This window comes from Maribacter vaceletii (assembly GCF_003634105.1).
GTDB classification, from domain to species: domain Bacteria; phylum Bacteroidota; class Bacteroidia; order Flavobacteriales; family Flavobacteriaceae; genus Maribacter_B; species Maribacter_B vaceletii.
In genome coordinates, this window is record NZ_RBIQ01000008.1 from 178693 (window position 1) to 201056 (window position 22364).

The following is a 22364-nucleotide window of genomic DNA, read 5'->3' on the forward strand; positions in this document are numbered from 1 at the left end:
ATTGAGTGGAGTCCAAATTGGTTTAGAATAATAGACAAAACATATATGAAATTGAGTTATAAAGAAATATCCACATTAGCAGAATTAAAAAAAGCAGGATACCAGAGTAAAAGTATAAAGGACGAGCTTAGAGATAATCTAAGAAATAAAATAAAGAATGGCGAAACAACTTTTGAAGGGGTTTGGGGGTATGAAAATACCGTTATTCCTGAATTAGAAAGAGCTATTTTATCTAGACATAATATAAATTTATTAGGATTACGTGGACAAGCAAAAACCCGTTTAGCAAGGTTAATGATAACGTTATTAGATGAATGGATACCTGTTATAGAAGGTTCCGAAATAAATGATGACCCTTTGCAACCCATGTCTCGTTACGCAATAGAATTATTGAAAGAAAAAGGAGATAAAACACCAATTTCATGGCTGCATAGAGACGATCGTTTTTATGAGAAATTAGCAACTCCAGATGTTACTGTTGCAGATTTAATAGGGGATGTAGATCCAATAAAAGCAGCAAATCTTAAATTGTCTTATGCAGATGAACGGGTATTACATTTTGGAATGATTCCGAGAGCTAATCGTTGTATTTTTGTTATTAATGAATTACCAGATTTACAAGCAAGAATACAAGTGTCTTTATTTAATATTTTACAAGAAGGAGATATACAAATAAGAGGTTTTAAATTACGACTACCATTAGATCTCCAATTTATATTTACAGCAAACCCAGAAGATTATACCAATAGAGGTAGTATTGTAACCCCTTTAAAAGATAGAATTGGTTCACAAATATTAACACACTATCCAGAAAATATAGAAACAGCACGTAAAATTACAGAACAGGAATCTAACTTAGATTCTAGACAAGAAGATGTTGTTTACGTTCCTAGTATAGCAAAAGATATATTAGAACAAATAAGCTTTGAAGCTCGTAAAAGTGAGTACGTAGACGTTAAAAGTGGTGTAAGTGCGCGTACTAGTATTACTGCTTTTGAAAATTTATTAAGTACAGCAGAAAGGAGAACATTATTAAGTGGGGCAGAAACAACAACTGTGAGGTTAACCGATTTTGTTGGTGTTATTCCTGCAATTACAGGAAAAATAGAATTGGTTTATGAAGGAGAGCAAGAAGGTGCAGATGGCGTTGCTAGTTTGTTGTTAGATGAAGCTGTTAAAACTATTTTTACTAGCTATTTTCCTGCAATAAATAAATTAGAACGTAAAGGAGAAGAAACTCCTTATGATGAATTAATTCAATGGTTTTATGATGGAGAAGGGTTTGAATTAGATGATGATTTTACAGATGAAGAGTATATTAGAGCATTAAATAATATACCTCCATTAAACCAATTAATTAAAGAATACCAACCAGACTTTGAAGAGAAAGACAAAAACTTTTTAAAAGAAGTGCTTCTTTGGGGGTTAGTTGCTCATAAAAAATTAAGTAAACAAAGGTTTTCTGAAGGCTATCAGTTTAATGATTTGTATGGTAATTATATAAGTGGTCTCTAAATTGTTCTCTTTAAAAATAAATACTAATATTATTTTATGAAATATTATATAGTTTCTTTTTTTCTAATATTTTCCTTTATTAAAGGAATTTCTCAAGAAATTATTGAGCCTGTAAAAAAAATTAATACACAAGAAAAAATAATTGCTTTTACTTTTGATGATGGCCCTATTAAAGGTATAACTCTGGAAATTATAAAATTGTTTGAAGAAAATGATGGAAAGGCTACATTTTTTAATATTGGAAATTATGGGATTCAAAATAAATCTTTAGTTGATTCTATAATAATATATAACCATGAAATTGGTAACCATACAATTGAACATTTAAAACCTTCTGATGAAGTTAATTATGATAAATTAGAATGTGAAATTGTTTGTTTTCAAGAAGAATATAAAAAACATTTTGAATATACCCCTAAGATATATAGAGCACCGGTACTAGATTTTAAAACTAAAACAAGTAGTAGGAAAAGTGATTCAATTATTTCTGAAATTTTAGTTAAATTAAATTTAACCCCTATAAACGCCGCTATTACTGCTAAAGATTTTAAAATGAACCTAAATAGTACTATAATTTATAATAACCTTGTAAATAAAGTTTTTCCAGGTGCAATTATTTTATGTCATGAAAGATTACATACATTAAATGCTCTTAAAAAATTATTGCCCGAGTTAATAAAGCAAGGTTATAAATTTGTTACAGTTTCAAATTTAATTAAAGAGAATTCTCTTAATTAATTATTACAGTTAAAATTGGTAAGCAGGCAAGTTAAAAACAAAAGAACTACCTTCTTTAGGTTTACTTAAAACAGTAATGGTAGTATCGTGTAAATCCATGATTTTTTTAACAATTGCTAGACCTAAACCATATCCTTGTTTTTTAGCACTTTTATTTACTTGCTTGTATCTGTCAAAAATAAAAGGCTGTTCATTTAATGGTATACCAGCACCATTATCTGTAAGGTTTATTTCTATATTTTTTCCTATTTTATTCAAAGATAATGTTACTAAACCGTGAGGGTTTGTATATTTTATTGCATTTTCTATAAGGTTTTGCAAAGCCCTTTCTACAAGGCTAACATCTGCAAAAACCATACAATTTTCCTTAGGATTTTCAAGCTCTAATTTAATTTCTTTTTTCTGAGCCAGAACATTAAATTTTGCAATTAAATCATGTGATAATTCGGTTATAGAAAAAGGCTCTTTAACTGGTGTAACTTGTTCTGCTTCTAGTTTAGAATATTCAAATAATTGGTTAATTAAATTAGATAATTTATCTACATTATCATGTGTAATTTGTAAATATTCATCTGTTTCAACCTCAGAAAGTGTGTCTTTTTTAATTTGTAACGTTTCTATATATCCCTTTAAAATTGCTAAAGGTGTTCTTAAATCATGAGAAACATTAGCTATAAGTTCTCTACGCAATAAATCTACGGATTTCATTTTCTCCATATTATCTACAATAGTATCTGCCATTTCATTAAAGGAATGTGCAAAAACTTCTATATCAGAGTCCTCAGGATTTTCTATTCTAGCTTCTAAATCTCCTTCCTGAAACCTTCTTACTGTACCTGTAATTAAACGTAAATTTTTAGTTAAAAACCAAATACTTAAAAGGCCAATAATTGCAGTAAAGAACATAGTTAATAATGTAGCACCTACACCTAGTTGTTTAAAATAGGAGCCTAATAGACTATTGCTAATATGTTGAAATTCAGCACTTGCCAGTATTACATAAACGTATCCTTTTCTTGAGTCTACTTCATAAGGTGCTGCTGAAAATATTTTTTGTTCTCCGGGATTTCTTGGGTCATCACCTTCAATATATGAGTTACCCTTATTTTCTATGAATTTTTTTATAGGTTCTAGAGTAACAGATTTTGCAGGTGCATTATCACTATGGTCTAAAACTACTGAATATAAAATTTCGCCAACATCATCTAGCAAATACACTTCTATACTTCGATTTACTGCCATCATATCATGCATTAAATCTCCAAACAATGGTTTATTTACAGAGCCATCTTCTAAAAAAGGGGAAGCATTTGCAAATTTTTCTTGTATTACATGATTGGCAACATTTGCATTTACTTGTTGTATGGTTGCTTGGTTATATTTATTGGCATAATACCCAGTTATAAAAATATAAGAGGTGCCCATTAGTAAAATTAATAGTATAAACGCCAACCATAATTTTTTGACTAATTTGGGAGTAAGTGCTTTATCTTTTTGGTCCATTATAATATTTCTTCATTAAACTTATAACCAACTCCCCATGTTGTTAATATATAGGTTGGGTTGGTCATATCTGATTCAATTTTAGCTCTTAATCTATTTATATGAGAATTTACAGTATGCTCATAACCTTCAAAATTGTACCCCCAAATTAAATTCAGCAATTCAGTTCTAGAATAATTTCTTCCAGGGTTGGAGGCCATTAAAACCAACAATTCAAACTCTTTAGGGGATAATTCTATTTTTTTATCTTCTATTACTACTTTTCTTTTATCAATATCAATTTGCATAGTATCTGCTGTAATTAAAGAAGAATCATCGTTTAGATTTTCTGCCGTAGAAATAACTGTTCTTCGCATAACTGCTTTAACTCTTGCTAATAGTTCTCTAATACTAAATGGTTTTGTTATATAATCATCTGCACCTATTTCTAGTCCAAGAACTCTATCTATTTCTTCAGATTTTGCGGTTAACATAATTACTGGAGTATTTTTAACAGACCTAAGTTTTTTACAAATCTCTATGCCATCCATACTTGGTAGTGTAAGGTCTAGAAGAATTAAATCATAATCGTTCTCCAAAGCCATTTGTAAACCTACAGCACCATCTGTAGCTTTAGAGGTTTCATAAATTAAATCTGTAAGATGAATTTCTAGTAATTTTACTATTTCTAAATCATCCTCTATAAGTAATATTTTCTTCATAATTGGTTGTTACGAAATAAATTAAAAAGTATCACACAAATATCACAAGAGTTAAAATCTTCTATAATCGTCCTTATTTCTATGTTTTTACTTTTTAAGTTCTTAGTCAACACTGTTTTAAGCCGAAAGTTATACGCAAAACTTACAGAATATCACTAAAAGTTTATACTTCTGTGATATCTCTGTTATGTTGTGTCAGTTAATTTGTCCCATAATCATAAAACAATTAAAAAGATGAAAAATTTTAAATTAACTAATGTAATGCTACTTGCTTTAGTAGTATTGGTATCCTCCTGTAGTAGTGATGATTTAGATGATACTCCTAAATCTAGTGCTTTAACTTTAGATATTAATGGTTTAGATAACCTGGGGTCCGATTATTTGTATGAAGGTTGGATAATTGTAAATGGAGCTCCTGTTTCTACAGGTACTTTTTCTGTAGATGATAACCATACTTTATCACAGTCTAGTTTTACTTTAGATGCTGAAGTCTTGGAAAGTGCTTCTGATTTTGTTCTAACTATTGAGCCTAATCCAGATCCATCTGATGCACCTGCGGATACTAAAATATTTATTGGAAGTTTTGATGGTAATTCTGCTAGTTTAACTACAGGTACTGTTGCGCCTTCTTTTGATGCAATTACAGGTAAGTATATAATTGCAACACCTACAGGAACAGGTGCAGAGGAAGAAAAGTATAGTGGTGTATGGTTTTTAGATAATAGTTCAGGAAGTCCAGTTGCTGGTTTAGAGTTACCTGCATTAGAAGCCGGATGGAAATATGAAGGTTGGGTAGTAATAGATGGTGTTCCTTTATCTACTGGTACTTTTACTTCGGTTGATACGGCAGATGATGCTAGTCCGTTTAGTGGTAGTAACCCTGGACCTAATTACCCAGGAGAAGATTTCTTAGTAAATGCTCCTGATGGTGTAACTTTCCCAACAGATGTTAGAGGTAAAGTTGCAGTAATTAGTATAGAACCTTATCCAGATAATAGTGCAGCTCCTTTTACTCTTAAACCATTATTTGGTATGATTCCTACAGACGCTATGGGAGTGCAAGAAATTGGAGATTATGTAACAGAAAGTTTCCCTACAGGTACTGTTTCTAGATAAAAGAGTAGTGTTTATTTAAAATAATAAAGCCCTTGAGAATATATCTCAAGGGCTTTTGCCATAACGTAGAATATTTTTTATTATTCCCAGGAATCTATTTGTTCATTAAGTATGTCCACATTATATGGTCCAACATATTTTTTGCGATACATAAAAGTTACTATTGTTAGCCCAATTAAAAGTAAATATAAAACAGTAATTAAGCTTCCCATTGGGAAAAATGTAGCCGGAATTTGATGATTTTCAAACTCGGTATAGGTAGATATTATATATAAAGTATCAAACAATTTAAATAAGTAAACAATAAACACTACATAAAGAGCATATTCTATATTTCGCATTGGAGAATCACTTATTTCGCCTTCTTTTATTTTAAACCACAATACATACAGGAAAATAAAGTGAATAATTGAAAATATAGGTAATATATAATTATCATACTTAAAAAAGTAAAACTTATTCGTATATAACCCATAAAAACTTAAAATAATTAATAAAATTAGAGCTATACTCGATATTAAAATACTTCTCTTCCATGGAAGAAACTTAGTTAGTAATTGCATGTAAATAAATAATTTTTTGAGTCTTTGGGGAACTCGTATTAAAACTATAAAACGGACGTCTATTTGGTTTATTTTAAAAAATCGATGAACAACATCTAATGTTGAGAACCTTTAAAAAAGTGTTGTGAAAATTAATTTAACCATTTTCTGTCAGAAGACTTTCTGGCAAAGAAAACCAAAGCTATGGCAATTATAATTACCATTATTGGCATTATCATTGCGCCAGGCCCATATACTTCAAAAGAATTTGTCATAAAAAATGAATGTGCCATTTGTGCAAGTACTCCAATTAACGAAATTAATAAAATTGGTTTAGCCCATTTTTTTCTTAGTAAAAGTGCAATACATCCCAATGCTCCGCCCCAAACGGCAATAGCAAAAGCTGCTGTAACCCATGATGGTTGCGATTCATACAATAATCTTTCTGCCTGGGATAATTTTTCTAAATCTTCTATACTCATATACGCGTGCTGTAAATATGCTCCAACACCAGCTAAATTCCATAATAAGGCTACTACACTAACTATCCAGAACCAAGCTGGAGCTTTTTCTCTAATTGTTGACATAATATTATTTTAGTTGATTAAAGTTCTTCTTAAATTACAAAAAAAATATAAGTTTATATTTTATGATTTTACATTAATGCAAAAAAAGAAATATTATTATTTGGTGAGATTGCAGTATTTGGGATTCCGTTTTAGTGGTTGGCAAAAACAGCCTGGACAAAAAACTATTGAAGGAATGCTCACTAAAACTTTAAAATATATTTTACCAGAAACTCCTTTTAAAATATTAGGAGCGGGTAGAACAGATGCTAAAGTATCTGCTCTAGATGCAGCTTTTGAGTTATTTTTGACGGATACCCCAATTGAGGATATAACTAGTTTTATACCTCTTTTTAATAAAAACTTGCCTTCTGATATTCGAGTGTTAAATATTGAAGAAACTACAAAAGAGTTTAATATAATACAGCATAGTAAACTAAAAGAATATGTTTACTTGTTTTCTTTTGGAGATAAAAATCACCCTTTTTGTGCTCCTTATTTAACGAACATACAAGAACATTTAGATTTGGATTTAATGAAAGAAGCTGCTGGCTACTTTGTTGGGGAACATGATTTTTCAAGCTTTACCGCAAGATTACAGGAGAACACTAAAGTGCAAAGAGAAGTTGTCTCTTCTTATATTACAGAAAACACCTTGTTATCCGCAAATTTTTTTCCTGAAAAATCTTATGCCTTTCATGTAAAAGGAAAGGGGTTTATTAGGTATCAAATTAGAATGATGATGGGAGCATTACTACAAATAGGAAAAGGGGAGTTTTCTTTAGAACAACTTAAAACTAGTTTAACTTCTGAAGAGACCGCCCTATTAAAACATGTAGCTCCAGGTTCTGGTTTATTACTAAATAATTTGACTTTCAATTAAAATTTTTATGAAAAGATTAAAAAGAATACTACTTGTTATTGGTGTTTTATACATTGCAATTACTGCATTAGCATATTATAATCAAGACAAACTTGTTTTTATGCCTTCTAAAATGCCTATGAATCATGAATATGATTTTTGCCAACCTTTTCAAGAATTTTGGTTAAATGCGGAAGATGGAGGGAAAATAAACGGAATCCATATTAAAAATAATTCTACCAAAGGTGTTGTACTTTATTTTCATGGAAACTCAGGGAATTTATCTCATTTAGGACATGTTGCAAATATGATTTCTAAAAAAGGCTATGATATTATTATGATAGATTATAGAACCTTTGGAAAGAGTAGTGGAACTCTAACAGAAGAAGCTATTTATTCAGATTCAGATATGGTTTATACATATGCATTAGAAACCTATTCTGAAGATAAAATTATACTATACGGAAGGTCTTTTGGTACAGGAGTAGCTTCTGCATTAGCGGCAAAAAATAAACCTTGTAAACTTATTTTAGAATCTCCTTTTTATAGCGCAGTTAGTTTAGGTCAACATAGATTTCCGTTTTTACCAATAAATTGGTTATCTAAATTTAGATTCCCTTCTAATGAGTATATTAAAAAGAGTTCTTGTCCAATTTATATTTTCCATGGAAAAGATGATCGTGTTATTCCTTTTTCTTCGAGTAAAAAATTATTTGATGAAATTAAAGGCAATAATAAAAAGTTTTATACCATAGAAAATGCAGGCCATAATTATTTACAAGATTATAAAACCTTTAAAATGGGATTAACAGAAGCTTTACCATAAAATTATCCAAATATATCTGAAGATAAATACCTATCTCCGCGATCACAAACAATAGAAACTATTACCCCTTTTTCTAAAGTTGCTGCTAATTGTATTGCTGCGTATGCAGCACCACCACTACTAACACCAGAAAAAACACCTTCTTCTTTTGCTAGTTTAATTGTGGTTTGTGTAGCCTGTTCTTGATTAACTTCCATAACCTTATCTATTTTGGATGCATCAAATATTTTTGGTAAATATTCTTTTGGCCATTTACGTATTCCAGGAATTTTTGCTCCGTCCATGGGTTGTACACCTACAATTGTAACATTTGGGTTTTGTTCTTTTAAAAAAGTTGAAGTTCCCATAATAGTTCCTGTGGTACCCATGGCAGATACAAAATGTGTTATTTCTCCTTCAGTATCTTTCCAAATTTCAGGACCTGTAGTTTTATAATGCGCTTTCCAATTATCATTATTTGCAAATTGGTTTAACATTACATATCCTTCATTTGCAACTTTTGCATCTGCATAATCTCTTGCTCCTTCAATACCTACATTTGCACTAGTAAGTGTAACCTTTGCACCATATGCGCGCATGGTTTGCACTCTTTCTTTAGTAGAGTTTTCTGGCATAACTAATTCTATATCTAAACCATAAACACCAGCTATCATAGCTAAAGCAATACCAGTATTACCACTAGTAGCTTCTATAAGTTTATCGTCCTTTTTTATAGTACCTGTTTCTAACCCATTCTTTATCATATTATAAGCTGCACGATCCTTTACACTACCTCCAGGGTTATGACCTTCTAACTTAAAAAATAATTTAACATTTGGGTTTTGGTTTAGCACTCGTGCTTCTACAAGTGGAGTATTACCTATTAAATCTAGAATTGTTTTAGACATTTGGAAGTGTTTTTATTTTAATTTCGGGTGTGTGGTAAACCGTTGAATTTTCTGGTACAGAAGCAGTAATCCATGCATTACCACCAATAATGCTATTTTGGCCAATTATAGTATTACCACCTAAAATAGTAGCATTTGCATAAATTGTAACATTGTCTTCTATAGTTGGGTGTCTTTTTGTTTTTTGTAAATTCTTTGCTACGTATAAACCACCTAATGTTACACCTTGGTAAATTTTTACATGATTCTTAATTATTGCCGTTTCACCAATAACAATACCTGTACCATGATCTATATGAAAAGCATCTCCTATAGTTGCTCCAGGGTTTATATCAACTCCTGTTTGTCTATGCGCATATTCTGTCATTAATCTTGGTACTAAGGGGAAACCGGTGTTATACAATTCATGTGCTAACCTATAAATAGCAATAGCATAAAAACCAGGATAAGCCATATATACCTCTTCTATAGATAAAGAAGCGGGGTCACATTCTACAGTTGCTTCTGCATCTATATTAAGTTTTTCTAAAATTCTAGGTAATTTTTCAACATAATTATCCCAAACTTTTTTACAAGGTTTTTTAACTTCCCAACAAGCAAGGTTTACTAAAGCATCAAAATCTTTTTCTAATTGCTTTAAATTTTCTTCAACTGGGGTATCAATATCAAAAAGAGTATAAAAAAGTCTATTCGTAAATTCTTCTACTTTTTCTTTTAACTGATATCTTAAGTTAGGTTGTTTTTTATGTTGAATTATTTTATTTATTACAGATTCTAATTTCATAGGTATAACTTAATACATCAAAATTAACCAAATATTAAAGAGAATATTATTTTCAATGGTTAACTTTAGCATAAAATAACAACACCTAAGTCGAATGTTAGATTCCATGATTACAAAACCTGTCTTTGATTTTTTAAAAGAATTAGATAAAAACAATAACAGAGAATGGTTTACAGAGAATAAAGAGGTTTTTAAAGAACACCAAACAACCATAAAGAATTTGGCCTCTATAGTTATGGAAAACTTAAATAAACATGACAAAATTGAAAAGTTGAAAGTTTTTAGAATATATAGAGATGTACGGTTTTCTAAAGACAAAACCCCTTATAAAGCTCATTTTTCTATATCTTTTGCTAGATCTGGAGCTAAATTAAGAGGAGGGTATTATTTACAAATAAAACCAGGAGATTCTTTTGTTGCTACTGGTTTTTGGGACCCTAATCCTGCAGATTTATTACGAATAAGAAAAGAATTAGAATTAGACGCTACCGAAATTAGAGAAATTATTGAAGCTCCTTCTTTTAAAAAAATATGGGGAGATGTAGTAGGCGACCAAGTAAAAACTTCACCAAAGGGGTTTGATAAAACACACCCAAACATTGATTTAATTAAAAGAAAACAATATATTTTTATAAAGAAATTCTCAGATAAAGAAGTGCTTTCAAAGGATTTTAGTACCATTATAGACAACTCTTATAAATCCATAAGACCCTTTTTTAATTTAATGAGTAGCATATTAACTACTAATTTAAATGGCGAATCTTTAGTGGATTAATGCTTTTTCCTCAAATACTAGTATTTGATCTTGTAGCCTTTTTATAACTAAATTCATCATACGTTTATTTAATGCAGATGAATCTTGTATATAAATAGCATATTCTTCTTCAGTAAAAGCGCCTATAATTATGCCCTTTAGTGAATTTCTAAATTTTATATCTTTTTGTATTGCATTTTCTATATAGAGTAATCTCTTTTCTATAGAAAGTTCTTGAAACTTATTTTTATGTTTAGTTATGTAGTTTTTAAACACTGCTATAAGCAAACCATTCTGAAACTTTAACACAGGCCGTAATGTTTCATTTTGGAATCTTTCATTAAGACCCATGGTTTCATTTATTGCTGTTGTTGGTATATCTGGACGAATCTTTAAAAGGTATTGGGACCGATCTAACATAATAATCCTATGTTTTTTTATAAAGGTAAAAGAAACCTTATCTTAAAATTCTTAAACTTAAATTAGTTTTTAACGTGGTTATGAACAAAACCTCTATTACTTTATCTTTATAATTATTAATAATAAAGGGAAGCCTACAAATAGATAACAAGATTTATAACTTGGAAAGAGCAAGGGTTAAAAAATATTCATTTTTTAATACATCAGAACTTAGAATTAGAATTTCCATTATTATCAGACTATTTTATTGCATAATTAAATAAAAGAATAGGGAGTAATTTAATTATTCCAAAAACGATTAATATTTCTAATCCAAAGTTATTTTAGAATTTTATTCTTTTTTAATTTTACAAAAAAAAATATCTTGACTATGAGGTTTCATACTAGAAAATGGGTAAAACCAGGAGATTTAAATGCAAATTCTACCTTATTTGGAGGTACCGTTTTAGCATGGATAGATGAAGAATGTGCATTATATGCTATTATTCAGTTAGAAAATAAAAGAGTAGTTACAAAATATATGTCTGAAATTAATTTTATGAGTTCTGCTGTTAAAGGAGATGTCATAGAAATTGGAATTGAAGTGGTAAAATTTGGAAAATCTTCACTTACTTTAAATTGTGAAGTTCGTAATAAAATGACCCATGAAACTATTGTTACTGTAGATAATATTATAATGGTAAATCTTGGTGAAAATGGGAAGCCAAAACCACATGGAAAAACAAAAATAGAATATGTAAAAGATAGGTTAGCTGTAGAGTAATTATAGCTTATTATTCTATTTTTTACAATTAATTTTCTTACGTATAAAGGCATATTTTTTATGCCTTTATTTTTTTTATTTTTTTTTCTGCAATAAAATTTACGAATATAATATCTATGAAATACCAAAAACATAGATAAAATACATGGTTTCAAAGGTTTTTTGACCAACAGATTTAGCCTTTTTACAACACTTTTTGGGTATTAGAGAACATTTTATTGTGAACTAAGCATTATTATCAGAGTTTTAAGGATGTTAAGTTCTTTAAATATGTTGTTTACTATAAATGACAATTAACAAAAAATAGAGAATGTGACATTAAATATTAAACCCATATTTTATTGAAAACACAAGACCTACTTAATCAAATGTTACGTTTAGAAAATACGTTAAACGAATTTTCATTTGAAGAATTAAATACTAAAGAGGCTACAAAGCTTAAAAAATCTTTTTTATCTTTTAAAAATAACTTAGAAACTAAAATTTTTGGTTCATTAGTATCTGCACATGTAGAGGACCAATTTTTAGATGTTAGAGATATAAAACCAAATACTTCTAATAACACAGACTCAGACGCTAATAAATTAATAGCCAATGTTAGTCATGAAATTAGGACACCATTAAATGGTATTATTGGATTTGCTGATTTACTTAAAGAAAGTAAACTAAAAGGAGAGCAATTAGAGCAAGTAAATGCAATACAATCTGCTTCTTATTCTTTAATGGAAATAATTAATGAACTTTTAGAATACTCTAAACTCTCTGCAGGTTTAGAAGAATTTGAAAGTGTAGACTTTAGCTTTCATGATTTAGTAAAAGATGTAGTTTATTTATGCCAAACCTTGAGTGCAAATAAAAATATAACTATACATACTAAAATTGATGAAGCAATACCAGAAACATTAATAGGGGATCCTTCTAAATTATCTCAAATTTTATTGAACCTTATTGGAAATGCAATAAAGTTTGTTGAAAATGGAGAAATTAAGGTTACTATTAATTTAAAAGAGCTAAAAGATAAAAAAAGTTTTGTCCTAGAATTTAGTGTTCAAGATACTGGTATTGGTATGACTAAAGAACAACTAAACCATATTTTTGATTCTTTTAAGCAAGCTGAATATGATACGTTTACTAAATATGGAGGAACTGGTCTTGGATTAAGTATTGTAAAACAAATTATAGAAAAACTTGGCGGAACCATTCATGTTACAAGTAAGGTAAATATTGGAACCACTTTTAGTTTTATACTCCCATATAAAGAAGGAAACGACTCTAAGGTTCCAAAGAAAAATAAAAACACTATAAACTTACAGAAAGGAAGACAGCTGGTAAATGGTACTCGCGTTTTAGTTTTTGAAGATAACCTTTTAAACCAACGTTTAATTGAACAACGTTTAACAACTTGGGGTTGTAAAGTGTATATAACAGATAGTGCTACTTATGGAATAAATATTCTGAAAAACAAAAAAATTGATATTGTTCTTATGGATTTAAGAATGCCAAATATGAATGGTTTTCAAATAACGGAACTCATAAGAAGTCATAAAAAGAATTATATCAAAGCGGTGCCAATTATTGCTTTATCGGCAGATTTTAGTATCCGGGATCAAGAACAATGTGCGGAACATGGAATTAATGACTTTATCTTAAAACCCTATGCACCAGACGATTTATTAATAAAACTTGTAAAAAATAAAACCAAAATGATAACTATAGAAAAAGAACCAAAAGAATTTATAGAAGTTAAAAAAGAACTAGTTTCTAATAAAGAAATAGATCTAACTCCTATATGGCAAGAGTGCATGGGACAAATAGAATTGTTAGAAGAATTATTATCGTTATATAAAAAAAATGCACAAGAATTTATTACTGTTGTAAAAACGCAATTAAAAAACAACGCCTTTGAGGAGGTTGGTTTAGCTGCTCATAAAATTAAAGCTGGTTTGGCCATGTTACAAACAGAAAGTTTGTTAGAAATTATTGTGCAAATACAAAATAGTTGTAAAGACAACGTAGATAAAAAGCACCTTGAGTTTTTATATGGTAGATTTTTAATAGAATACCCTATGGTAGAAAAAGAATTAGATGTTGCTTTCGTGAAAATTAAAAGCAATCAATAATAAGGCATGAAAAAAAAAATATTACTTGCAGATGATGATGAACTTTTAATTTCTTTACTACAATTTAGACTTAAAAAAGAAGGCCATGAGGTAACTTTTGTGTCTAATGGTAAACAAGTAAAAGAATATCTAAATAACACCATTCCAGATGTTATTGTTAGTGATATTATGATGCCTTATTTCTCTGGAATTGAGTTAGTTGATTTTGTAAGAAATGAACTAAAATTAACCATACCAATAATAATAATTTCTTCCGCTGGTAATGAAGAAAATGTATTAAGCGCTTTTGAGTTAGGCGCAAACGATTTTATATCAAAACCATTTAGTCCAACAGAATTATTATTAAGAATAACCAAAGAATTAACTAAGTAAAACAACCCCCAATTGTTAAGTATTAATACGCATAACCCCCGAGCGTTAATTACTGCGCCTAAAATTCACACAGATCTACTCTGGGATTTATCCTTTTTGTTTGTGGGGTTAGCTTTGCTATACTTTTTATTTATCTTTTACTTTAGGAACAAATTATCTGCCAAAACAAAAAAGGTAACACAAAAAAAGAAAGACCTTTCTCCAATTATTAGTGAGTTTCTTTTTTTTGAAGAGGAAAGTTCTAAAGATGAAAAAACCAATTACATTCAATTAAAAATTGAAATAAGACAATTTTTAAAAGACACGTTTAATAGAAGAATATTATCTGAAGTATTATTAGATTTAAGTATAGATGTTTCTGGGAGCACTCAAAAATCTCTTTTTAAATTATATAAAGAATTAGACTTACATAAAGATGCCTATGCAAAGTTAGAAAGTTGGCGTTGGGAAATTGTCTCTAAAGGAATTTTAGAATTAACACAAATGCAAGTTTCAGAATCTTATGGTTTTATTATAAAACGTATAAATGATAAAAGAGGAACCATTCGTAAACAAGCGGAAATTGCAACAGTTACTTTAAAACATGAAGGCATTTCTTATTTTTTAGATTCTACTAGATATAAAATATCAGAATGGCAGCAATTAAAAATATTAGAAGTATTACGTAATAAAAAAGATTTTAATCCACCTAAATTTAAACAATGGTTAACTTCTAATAATAAATATGTTGTTCTTTTTTCATTAAGATTAATTAAGCATTATAACCAGAATGACGCAGAACTTTCTATCATAGAGTTAGTAAAACACAAGAATACACAAATAAAGCAAGAAGCTATTTTATGTATTAAAGAATTTGGTTTTATGAGCGCTACAGATACTTTAAAATTAATTTTTTGGAATAGCTCTACCGATATAAAAATAACAATACTAAGTGCCCTGTCTGAAATTGGAAAAGAAGAAGATTTGCCTTTCTTAAATCAAATAGAAAATAAGGAACGTAACTTTTATGTAAAAAGCAAAGCGTTAAGCACTATAAACAGTATTGCTCCTGAAACTATTATGCCAACTCAAGAAATTGAAAAAAATATAGCGCATAATACTCCTGATGATATTATTACCTCCGAAGAACAAGATAGTTTAATAGAAGAAATACCTGAGAATGTAGTTATTAAAGATGCAGAAAATCCAAAAGAACATATGGAAAACATAGAAGATGAAATACTAAACGATTCTATTCATGAACTAAGACAGGAAGAATTGGCTTTAGCTGTAAATTCTAATGATGAAGAATTTTTAAATAGGGCTATTTCTGATAGTTTAGACTTTCTTCCAATAGTAACTGACGATGAAAATAAGATGGTTACTAACCAAGATAGTAAGCCAAAAGTAAATCCAGAAGATATTATTGTTAATTTTCAAAAGGTTGTTCCAACTAAAAGTACTAATATACAAGTGGAGTATTCTATTGTAACGCCTAACATAACAAATGAAATTTCTTCTTTAAATTTAGATTTTCTACCAATTGTTACTACTAAAGTTATAGAAGAAAAACCTGTAGAAATAAACCCTTTAAATTTAGAAGTAATAGGAGAAGAAATTAGTATTGAAAAAAAAGAAGTTTTAAATGTAGATTTCTTGCCTGTTATTTATGATGTAATTAAAGAAGACAAAGAACCCCTATCTACGGTAGATATTGATATTTTAAATATCAAAAATATTCCTACTATTTCTGAAGAAATTAGTAGTTCTAAAGAATTGATTTCTAAAGAAGAAAACTCAGAAGATACTATACTAGACATTAATATAGAATTAAATAATGAAAATAAGATAACTACTAATACTATTGTAGAAGAAGAATTCTCCATTCCTAAGGCCATATTCTCTGATAAAAGAGAATTAGAAATGTTATCTCTTTTAGAGGATTTAAATGAATTAGGAGATGTTAGAGAAATTCCATTACTAGAAGAATATTTAGTAAAAGAAAAAGATGGTATTATAAGAGACCGTATTATAGAACTTTTAGAAAAATTTTATAAAGAATTATCTACTACTAAAAAAGAAATAAAAATGGATGATGTTACAACAGAGACTTCGATACTTGAAGAGCTTTTTGCAAATACAGATACAGAATCTAAGCTTATTTTATTAAATGAAATAGTTGCTGTTAGCGATAAAAAAGAATTAAAATTATTAATGGATTTAGTGGATGATGAAGATGAAAGAGTTAGAGAAAAAGCAAAAAAATGCTTAAAACAATTAAAAGCACAAATTGAAGCTAAAAATAAAGCTAATTCGCTCGAACCAATTCCGTTAGAGTATGCTTTCCTTGAAGACTATAAAGCAGAATTACAAAAAAATAATATTAATCCTTCTAAAATAAGTAATCTAGATATAGAAGAAGTTTCTACCATAACTAAAGAGCCTTCTTTCTTAGAACAGTTTTATTCTTTTTCCAGTAAACTCTTTGATAAATTTTAATGGATAGCGGTTTTTTCAATATTATTTTAGAATATATAAACATTGTTTTTTTCTTGTTTACAGTTATTCTATTCTCATTTTTTACCGCAATGGGGTATTTATCTACCCGAAACACCATACACTACAAGAACAAAAATAGTTTTGGAGACATGTCAAAATTAATGGCTTCTCCATTAGCACCAAGTATAACAATAATTGCTCCTGCCTATAATGAGGGAATGACAATTGTAGAAAATATTAGGTCTCTAATGTCATTAAAATATGTTAACTACGAGGTTATGGTGGTTAATGATGGAAGTAAAGATGATACGCTTCAAAAAATGATTGATGCTTATGACTTAGTAAAAATAGACCAAGAAATAGACCCAAATTGGAAATCTAAACCTATTAGAGGCATTTATAAATCACCTCAAAGAGCATTTTCTAAATTAACTGTAATAGATAAAGAAAATGGCGGTAAGTCCGATGCTTTAAATACAGGCATGGCGTTATCTAAAAACAAGTATGTTGGCTGTATAGATGTAGATTGCCTTTTATTACCAGATGCATTATTACATGTTGTAAAATCTTTTTACCAACGTTCTGAAAAACGTGTTATTGCTGTTGGTGGGGTAATACGTGTCGCAAATTCTTGTGTTATACAAGGCGGACAGTTAGAAGAAATTAAATTACCAACAAATTGGTTGGCAAGGTTTCAATTATTAGAATATACACGTTCATTTATTTTAGGCAGAATGGCGTGGGGAAGAATAGATAGTTTACTAATTATTTCTGGGGCATTTGGTTTTTTTGATAGAGAAATAGCATTAGCAGTAGATGGTTATGATACGAATACGGTAGGGGAAGACATGGAAATTGTTTTTAAGATGCGTAAGTACATGCACGAACGTAAAATACCATATACTGTAGAATACATACCAGACCCCTTATGCTGGACCGAAGTTCCAGAAGACTTAAAAATACTTGTAAACCAAAGAGATAGGTGGGCAAGAGGTAATTTAGAAACACTTTTTAAGCATAAAGAAATGTTCTTTAATCCCAAATTTGGAAAACTAGGTATGCTTAGTTATCCATATTGGTTTTTTTACGAATGGCTAGCTCCAATGCTAGAGTTTTTTGGAATGTTTACTATTATCCTTTTTTATTATTTAGGAATATTAAACTGGGATTTCTTTATTGCAATTACCACTACGGTTTACGTTTTCTCTATCATGTTTTCTTTTTATGCTATCCTTTGGGATGTATATGCATATAATGAGTATAAAAGAACAAAAGACATACTAATTCTTATGTTCTGTGCAATTATAGAACCTATTACTTTTCATCCAATAGTAGTATGGGCAGCAATACGTGGAAATTATAAAAAACTGTTTAAAATTAAATCTGGCTGGGGATCTCAAGTTCGTAAAGGATTTGCAAAAGCCTCCTAATAATGCAAGTAGAAAAAAACATATCAAAAAAGGGTGCGCCAAAAAAGTTAAAGGACTTTATTCCAATGCTATTAACTTTCTTTGTGGCTCTTTTTGTGCTTTCTATCTATCAAAATCTAAGTCTGTATTTAAGTGGTGTTATAGATAGTGTTTTTAATAAAAGCTTTTTTCATTTGCTCCTTAACCATACAGGGTATGTAGCAATTACAGCATTAATCTTATCGTTCTTATTTAATTATTTAGAAAATAAAAAAGCTGGCTTAGGTTATAGAGTAACCAGAATAATCTTACTACTTCTTATTGGTATAGAAGCTTTATTAATACAATATTACATTCAGAATTATGAAATATTAGGAACAGGTATTCTTGGTATTTTTAAATCGGATACGGTAATTTATTCTTTACTACCAGTTATTGGTCTTTTACTTATTTGTTTTGCAATTTGTTATTATGTGCAAAAATTTACTGCAAAAACATATACGATTATTAGTAGAATGTATCCTGTTACGCTAATTTTATTTAGTTTGTTTTTAGCTACTTTATATGCTGATAAAAAACCAATTAATGAAAATAAAACACACCATTTAATTTCTAGTTTAAAGAATTATGTATTAGAAAATAACACGTATGAAGGAACAGCGGAATATCCACTTTTAAAAGACTATACAAAAGAAGATGTTTTATCCACCTATTTTAATATAAAAGAAGAAAAGCCAAATATATTATTTTTAGTCGTAGAAGGTTTAGGGTCCAATTTTATTGGGGATAAACCAGACTATAAAGGTTTTACACCATATTTGCAAGAGTTAACTAAAAAAGGGCTTTTTTGGGAAAACCATTTAAGTAATAGTGGAGAAAGTTTTGCTGCCATACCAAATATACTTGGGTCTTTACCTTTTGGACAAGAGGGCTTTACCAATTTAGATACTTATACTAATAGAAATACTTTATACAGTATTCTTAAAAAAAATGGCTATGCTACTTCTTTTAATTATGGTGGTAATAGTGCTCTTAATTATATAGATAAGTTTTTAGATGAAGAACGTGTAGACCGTATTATAGATAAAAAAGTATTTAATGAAACTTATAGTTTACAAGAAAAAGATGCTGCCGGAATTTCTTTAGGATACCCAGATGCAGAATTATTTAAAAAATTTAACACTTCATTTTTTAGTACAAAAAAACCTAGGTTAGATTTTTTTGTAACACTTAGCACTAAAAATCCGTATGCTATTCCTAATGCAGAAAAGTATTTGCAAACGGTAGAAAAACAATTAGAGAATAAAAATCGATATACTAAAAGAGTCAGAAAAATAATTTCAAATAATAAAGAGCTATTTGCTAGTTTATTATATACAGATGGTGCTGTAAAATCGTTTATAGAAAATTATAAAACAAAACCAGAATATAAGAATACAATATTCATTATTACGGGCACGCACAATAGTACCGATGTGCCACAAACTACTAATTTACAAAAGTATAAAGTGCCATTAATACTAATTAGCCCACTTTTAAAAACAACTAAAAAAATAAAATCGCTTACTTCACATGCAGATATTACACCTTCTTTAATTTCTTTTTTAGATGCTAATTATTCGTTAAAAGTACCAGCAAAAAATGCTTGGTTAGGAGATAATTTAGTACATAAAAATACATTTAAAATAGGTAAAGAAATACCTTTATTTAAAAGGAGAAATGCTATAGTAGATTATATAAGTGGTTCTAATTTTATTAGTAAGGGCAAAGTATATAAGTTGTATAAAGATTTAGACCTTTTAGAAGAAGAGGATTCTAGTAATAAAGACGCTATAAAAGAGAGGTTTCGTTATTTTAAATCGGTGAATAAATATGTTACTGCCACTAATAAAATAATTCCTGAAGATTTATCTCTCTATGTAACAAAAACAAAAGAGTTTTCTAAACAAGACCTAATTTGGGTAGAGAGTGTTTTTAATGATAAGGATTTTGATAATGCTTATGAAACTGCTCGTGAACTAGCTTTTAATAAAGAATGGGACCGCTCTTTATTACTATGTAATTATATACTATCTAAAATACCAAGACATGCAGATACTGAAATTCTTGTTGGGAGAGTTTATGCATGGAAAAAAGAGTACAAAAATTCTATTCAAGCGCTAGAAGAAGTTATTCGTAAATACCCAACCTATGAAGATGGTTATGCTGCTTTATTAGATGTATACTATTGGTCTAACAATAATGATAGAGTACCAGAGATTCAAGAAATAATACAAGAAAACAATATTAGTTCTAAAGAAATAGCAGTTAAACTTTTAAGAGCAAATACCATACTGTCTAAAAATAAAGAAGTAGCAGAAATCAATTTTTAATGCAAGTACTAAAAACATACATTCTTATCCTATTTTGCTTTTGCAGTTTATTTATTGCTGCACAAGAGAAGGTTACGTATTCTGGGGATCCAGACTCCTCTTTTTTTACTGCTAGGGAATTAGCTTTTGCAGGGAATAGAATTGCTGCTAGAGATACGCTTACTACGATTTTAAGTGCATACCCAGAATATACAGATGTTCGTGTTCTATTAGCAAAAACCCATACCTGGGATAAAGAATACGAAAGCGCAAGAAAACACTTTAATACTATAACTTCTAAAGAAAAGGAAATTAAAGAAGTTTGGGTAGCCGCTATTAATAATGAGTTGTATTCTGAAAATTATGCTACAGCTTTAGGTTTAGCAAATAAGGCTTTAAAATATATTCCAAACGATGAGGATTTAGCAAAACAAAAACAATATGCAATAAACGGTATAACTGGTGTTACTGAAGAAGGGCAAGAATCTGAAATAGATACTACTACAACTTCTTTAAAAAATCAATTTGGATTAACCAATAGCTTTGAGATTTTTGATGTTGTTTATGATCCTATGTTTTATTCTAGTATAGAGTATAAAAGAGAAACTCTTGCTGGACCTATTATTCCAAGAATAAATTATAGCAATAGGTTTGGTACTCACGGTTTACAATATGAACTAGATTTTTACCCTAAACTTTCTAAAAAAATTTACGGGTATTTAAATTATGGTTTTTCTAATGCACCAACTTTTCCTAAACATAGGGCAGGAGTAGAGGTATATGCTAATTACCCAAAAAATATGGAACTTTCCTTAGGACTACGTTATTTAGACTTTAAATCTATAAAAGCAACTATTGCTACTGCAAGTGTTGGTTTATACTCTGGAAACTATTTCTTTTCTGCTAGACCTTATGTAACGACTATAAGCGATAATAATCTTGGATTTTCTGGAACTGTATTGGCTAGAAAATATTTAAGAGATAAGGATAATTATTTAGGTGTTATTGCTGGAGTTGGGTATGCATCAGAATTAAAACAATTACGAAACGCACAAGATGCTTTATTAGCAGAAACCGTATTGTATGTAGAATCGCAACAAGTACTTTTTGAATATCAATTTACAGGAAAAAAGAATCCTAATATTTATAAAACCAACTTAGGAGTAACACGGCAGGAGCTTATTTTTGAGCCAGGAAAATTCTTTTGGTCCGTGTCTGCAGGGATAACCTACCAGGTGAAATTCTAACAAATGTAAAAATATTCGATGAACTGCATAGCACTATAACTCCCATTTATAAAGGGATTACAGCCAATTTTTACTTTCACAACAAAAGAAGTATAGTTATACCACAAAAATTGGATAGTACACCACAATTAATTGTTCTTAATTCTCGTTATATATATGTTTACAATGAAATTATAACCAAGTCCTAGTATTAATTAAACCTACATTAATATGCTTTATGATACCTACGGAGAAGAGTATTTAGCTTTCCTTCAAGATTTAAATGAAATATTAAGTATTAACGAATTGGTAGAATTAGACTTTATGTAGTCTTTAATTAAACCTAAATGTATCACTAAAACCCCAACAAGTCATGGCAAACAAGAATCAAGACAACACATCGTATTTAAATTTTATTCAGAATTTAAATG

General features: G+C 29.2%; 20 protein-coding genes. 13 read left to right on the forward strand and 7 right to left on the reverse strand.

The window, feature by feature from the left end:
* The first annotated feature begins 45 nt into the window (after positions 1–45).
* Both CLV91_RS08290 and CLV91_RS08295 read left to right on the forward strand, forming a co-directional pair.
* Positions 46–1515, forward strand: coding sequence for a magnesium chelatase (locus CLV91_RS08290; RefSeq protein ID WP_121066281.1), 1470 nt, complete (start codon positions 46–48; stop codon positions 1513–1515).
* A gap of 36 nt (positions 1516–1551) precedes the next feature.
* Complete coding sequence (locus CLV91_RS08295; RefSeq protein WP_121066284.1) at positions 1552–2253, forward strand: polysaccharide deacetylase family protein; 702 nt, start codon at positions 1552–1554, stop codon at positions 2251–2253.
* A 9-nt stretch (positions 2254–2262) separates the two neighbouring features.
* Here the strand turns inward: CLV91_RS08295 and CLV91_RS08300 are convergent, their stop codons facing one another.
* A complete protein-coding gene (locus tag CLV91_RS08300; protein WP_121066287.1) occupies positions 2263–3756 on the reverse strand; it encodes a sensor histidine kinase in 1494 nt (497 codons plus the stop codon).
* Positions 3756–4457, reverse strand: coding sequence for a response regulator transcription factor (locus tag CLV91_RS08305; protein ID WP_121066290.1), 702 nt, complete (start codon positions 4455–4457; stop codon positions 3756–3758). The genes CLV91_RS08300 and CLV91_RS08305 overlap by 1 nt, the downstream gene beginning before the upstream one ends.
* A gap of 234 nt (positions 4458–4691) precedes the next feature.
* On the opposite strand from CLV91_RS08305, the gene CLV91_RS08310 reads away from it, so the two are divergent.
* On the forward strand, positions 4692–5573 hold the full coding sequence (locus CLV91_RS08310) for an anti-sigma factor (RefSeq protein WP_211333203.1): 882 nt from the start codon (positions 4692–4694) through the stop codon (positions 5571–5573).
* Positions 5574–5653: 80 nt separating this feature from the next.
* Here CLV91_RS08310 and CLV91_RS16980 read toward each other — a convergent pair whose 3' ends face one another.
* Positions 5654–5914 carry a hypothetical protein gene (locus tag CLV91_RS16980; protein WP_245987158.1) on the reverse strand — a complete coding sequence of 87 codons (261 nt, stop codon included), beginning with the start codon at positions 5912–5914 and terminating at the stop codon, positions 5654–5656.
* Positions 5915–6267: 353 nt separating this feature from the next.
* Positions 6268–6702: a hypothetical protein gene (locus CLV91_RS08320; protein ID WP_121066296.1), complete on the reverse strand. Its 435-nt coding sequence runs from the start codon at positions 6700–6702 to the stop codon at positions 6268–6270.
* Between the two features lie 76 nt (positions 6703–6778).
* Here CLV91_RS08320 and truA point away from each other — a divergent pair, with 76 nt between their 5' ends.
* Both truA and CLV91_RS08330 read left to right on the forward strand, forming a co-directional pair.
* Positions 6779–7564 (forward strand): tRNA pseudouridine(38-40) synthase TruA, encoded by a 786-nt coding sequence (gene truA, locus CLV91_RS08325; RefSeq protein WP_121067849.1) that lies wholly within the window; start codon positions 6779–6781, stop codon positions 7562–7564.
* Positions 7565–7571: 7 nt separating this feature from the next.
* The gene (locus CLV91_RS08330; RefSeq protein ID WP_121066299.1) at positions 7572–8369 is read left to right on the forward strand and encodes an alpha/beta hydrolase; all 798 of its coding nucleotides are present in this window, start codon (positions 7572–7574) and stop codon (positions 8367–8369) included.
* A 2-nt stretch (positions 8370–8371) separates the two neighbouring features.
* Here the strand turns inward: CLV91_RS08330 and cysM are convergent, their stop codons facing one another.
* Entirely contained in the window at positions 8372–9256 is an 885-nt protein-coding gene (gene cysM, locus CLV91_RS08335) for a cysteine synthase CysM (protein ID WP_121066302.1), read from the reverse strand.
* The gene (gene epsC / locus CLV91_RS08340; RefSeq protein ID WP_121066305.1) at positions 9249–10040 is read right to left on the reverse strand and encodes a serine O-acetyltransferase EpsC; all 792 of its coding nucleotides are present in this window, start codon (positions 10038–10040) and stop codon (positions 9249–9251) included. The genes cysM and epsC overlap by 8 nt, the downstream gene beginning before the upstream one ends.
* 106 nt (positions 10041–10146) lie before the next feature.
* Between epsC and CLV91_RS08345 the strand changes: the two genes are divergently transcribed.
* Positions 10147–10815, forward strand: coding sequence for a DUF2461 domain-containing protein (locus tag CLV91_RS08345; protein ID WP_394340488.1), 669 nt, complete (start codon positions 10147–10149; stop codon positions 10813–10815).
* On the opposite strand, the gene CLV91_RS08350 is transcribed toward CLV91_RS08345, so the two are convergent.
* Complete coding sequence (locus tag CLV91_RS08350) at positions 10804–11214, reverse strand: glyoxalase (protein WP_121066311.1); 411 nt, start codon at positions 11212–11214, stop codon at positions 10804–10806. The two genes, CLV91_RS08345 and CLV91_RS08350, sit on opposite strands and share 12 nt — an antisense overlap.
* A gap of 370 nt (positions 11215–11584) precedes the next feature.
* On the opposite strand from CLV91_RS08350, the gene CLV91_RS08355 reads away from it, so the two are divergent.
* From CLV91_RS08355 to CLV91_RS08385, 7 genes are all read left to right on the forward strand, one after another.
* Entirely contained in the window at positions 11585–11977 is a 393-nt protein-coding gene (locus tag CLV91_RS08355) for an acyl-CoA thioesterase (RefSeq protein ID WP_121066314.1), read from the forward strand.
* A 341-nt stretch (positions 11978–12318) separates the two neighbouring features.
* Positions 12319–14097 carry an ATP-binding response regulator gene (locus CLV91_RS08360; RefSeq protein WP_147406410.1) on the forward strand — a complete coding sequence of 593 codons (1779 nt, stop codon included), beginning with the start codon at positions 12319–12321 and terminating at the stop codon, positions 14095–14097.
* 6 nt (positions 14098–14103) lie between these two features.
* Positions 14104–14469, forward strand: coding sequence for a response regulator transcription factor (locus CLV91_RS08365; protein WP_121066320.1), 366 nt, complete (start codon positions 14104–14106; stop codon positions 14467–14469).
* A 12-nt stretch (positions 14470–14481) separates the two neighbouring features.
* Positions 14482–16947, forward strand: a complete 2466-nt coding sequence (locus tag CLV91_RS08370; RefSeq protein ID WP_147406411.1) for a HEAT repeat domain-containing protein — start codon at positions 14482–14484, stop codon at positions 16945–16947.
* Positions 16947–18377, forward strand: coding sequence for a glycosyltransferase family 2 protein (locus tag CLV91_RS08375; protein ID WP_121066326.1), 1431 nt, complete (start codon positions 16947–16949; stop codon positions 18375–18377). The genes CLV91_RS08370 and CLV91_RS08375 overlap by 1 nt, the downstream gene beginning before the upstream one ends.
* Before the next feature lie 2 nt (positions 18378–18379).
* The gene (locus CLV91_RS08380) at positions 18380–20728 is read left to right on the forward strand and encodes an LTA synthase family protein (protein ID WP_121066329.1); all 2349 of its coding nucleotides are present in this window, start codon (positions 18380–18382) and stop codon (positions 20726–20728) included.
* The gene (locus tag CLV91_RS08385) at positions 20728–21954 is read left to right on the forward strand and encodes a YaiO family outer membrane beta-barrel protein (RefSeq protein WP_121066332.1); all 1227 of its coding nucleotides are present in this window, start codon (positions 20728–20730) and stop codon (positions 21952–21954) included. Before CLV91_RS08380 ends, CLV91_RS08385 begins: the two co-directional genes overlap by 1 nt.
* Positions 21955–22364 lie beyond the last annotated feature (410 nt).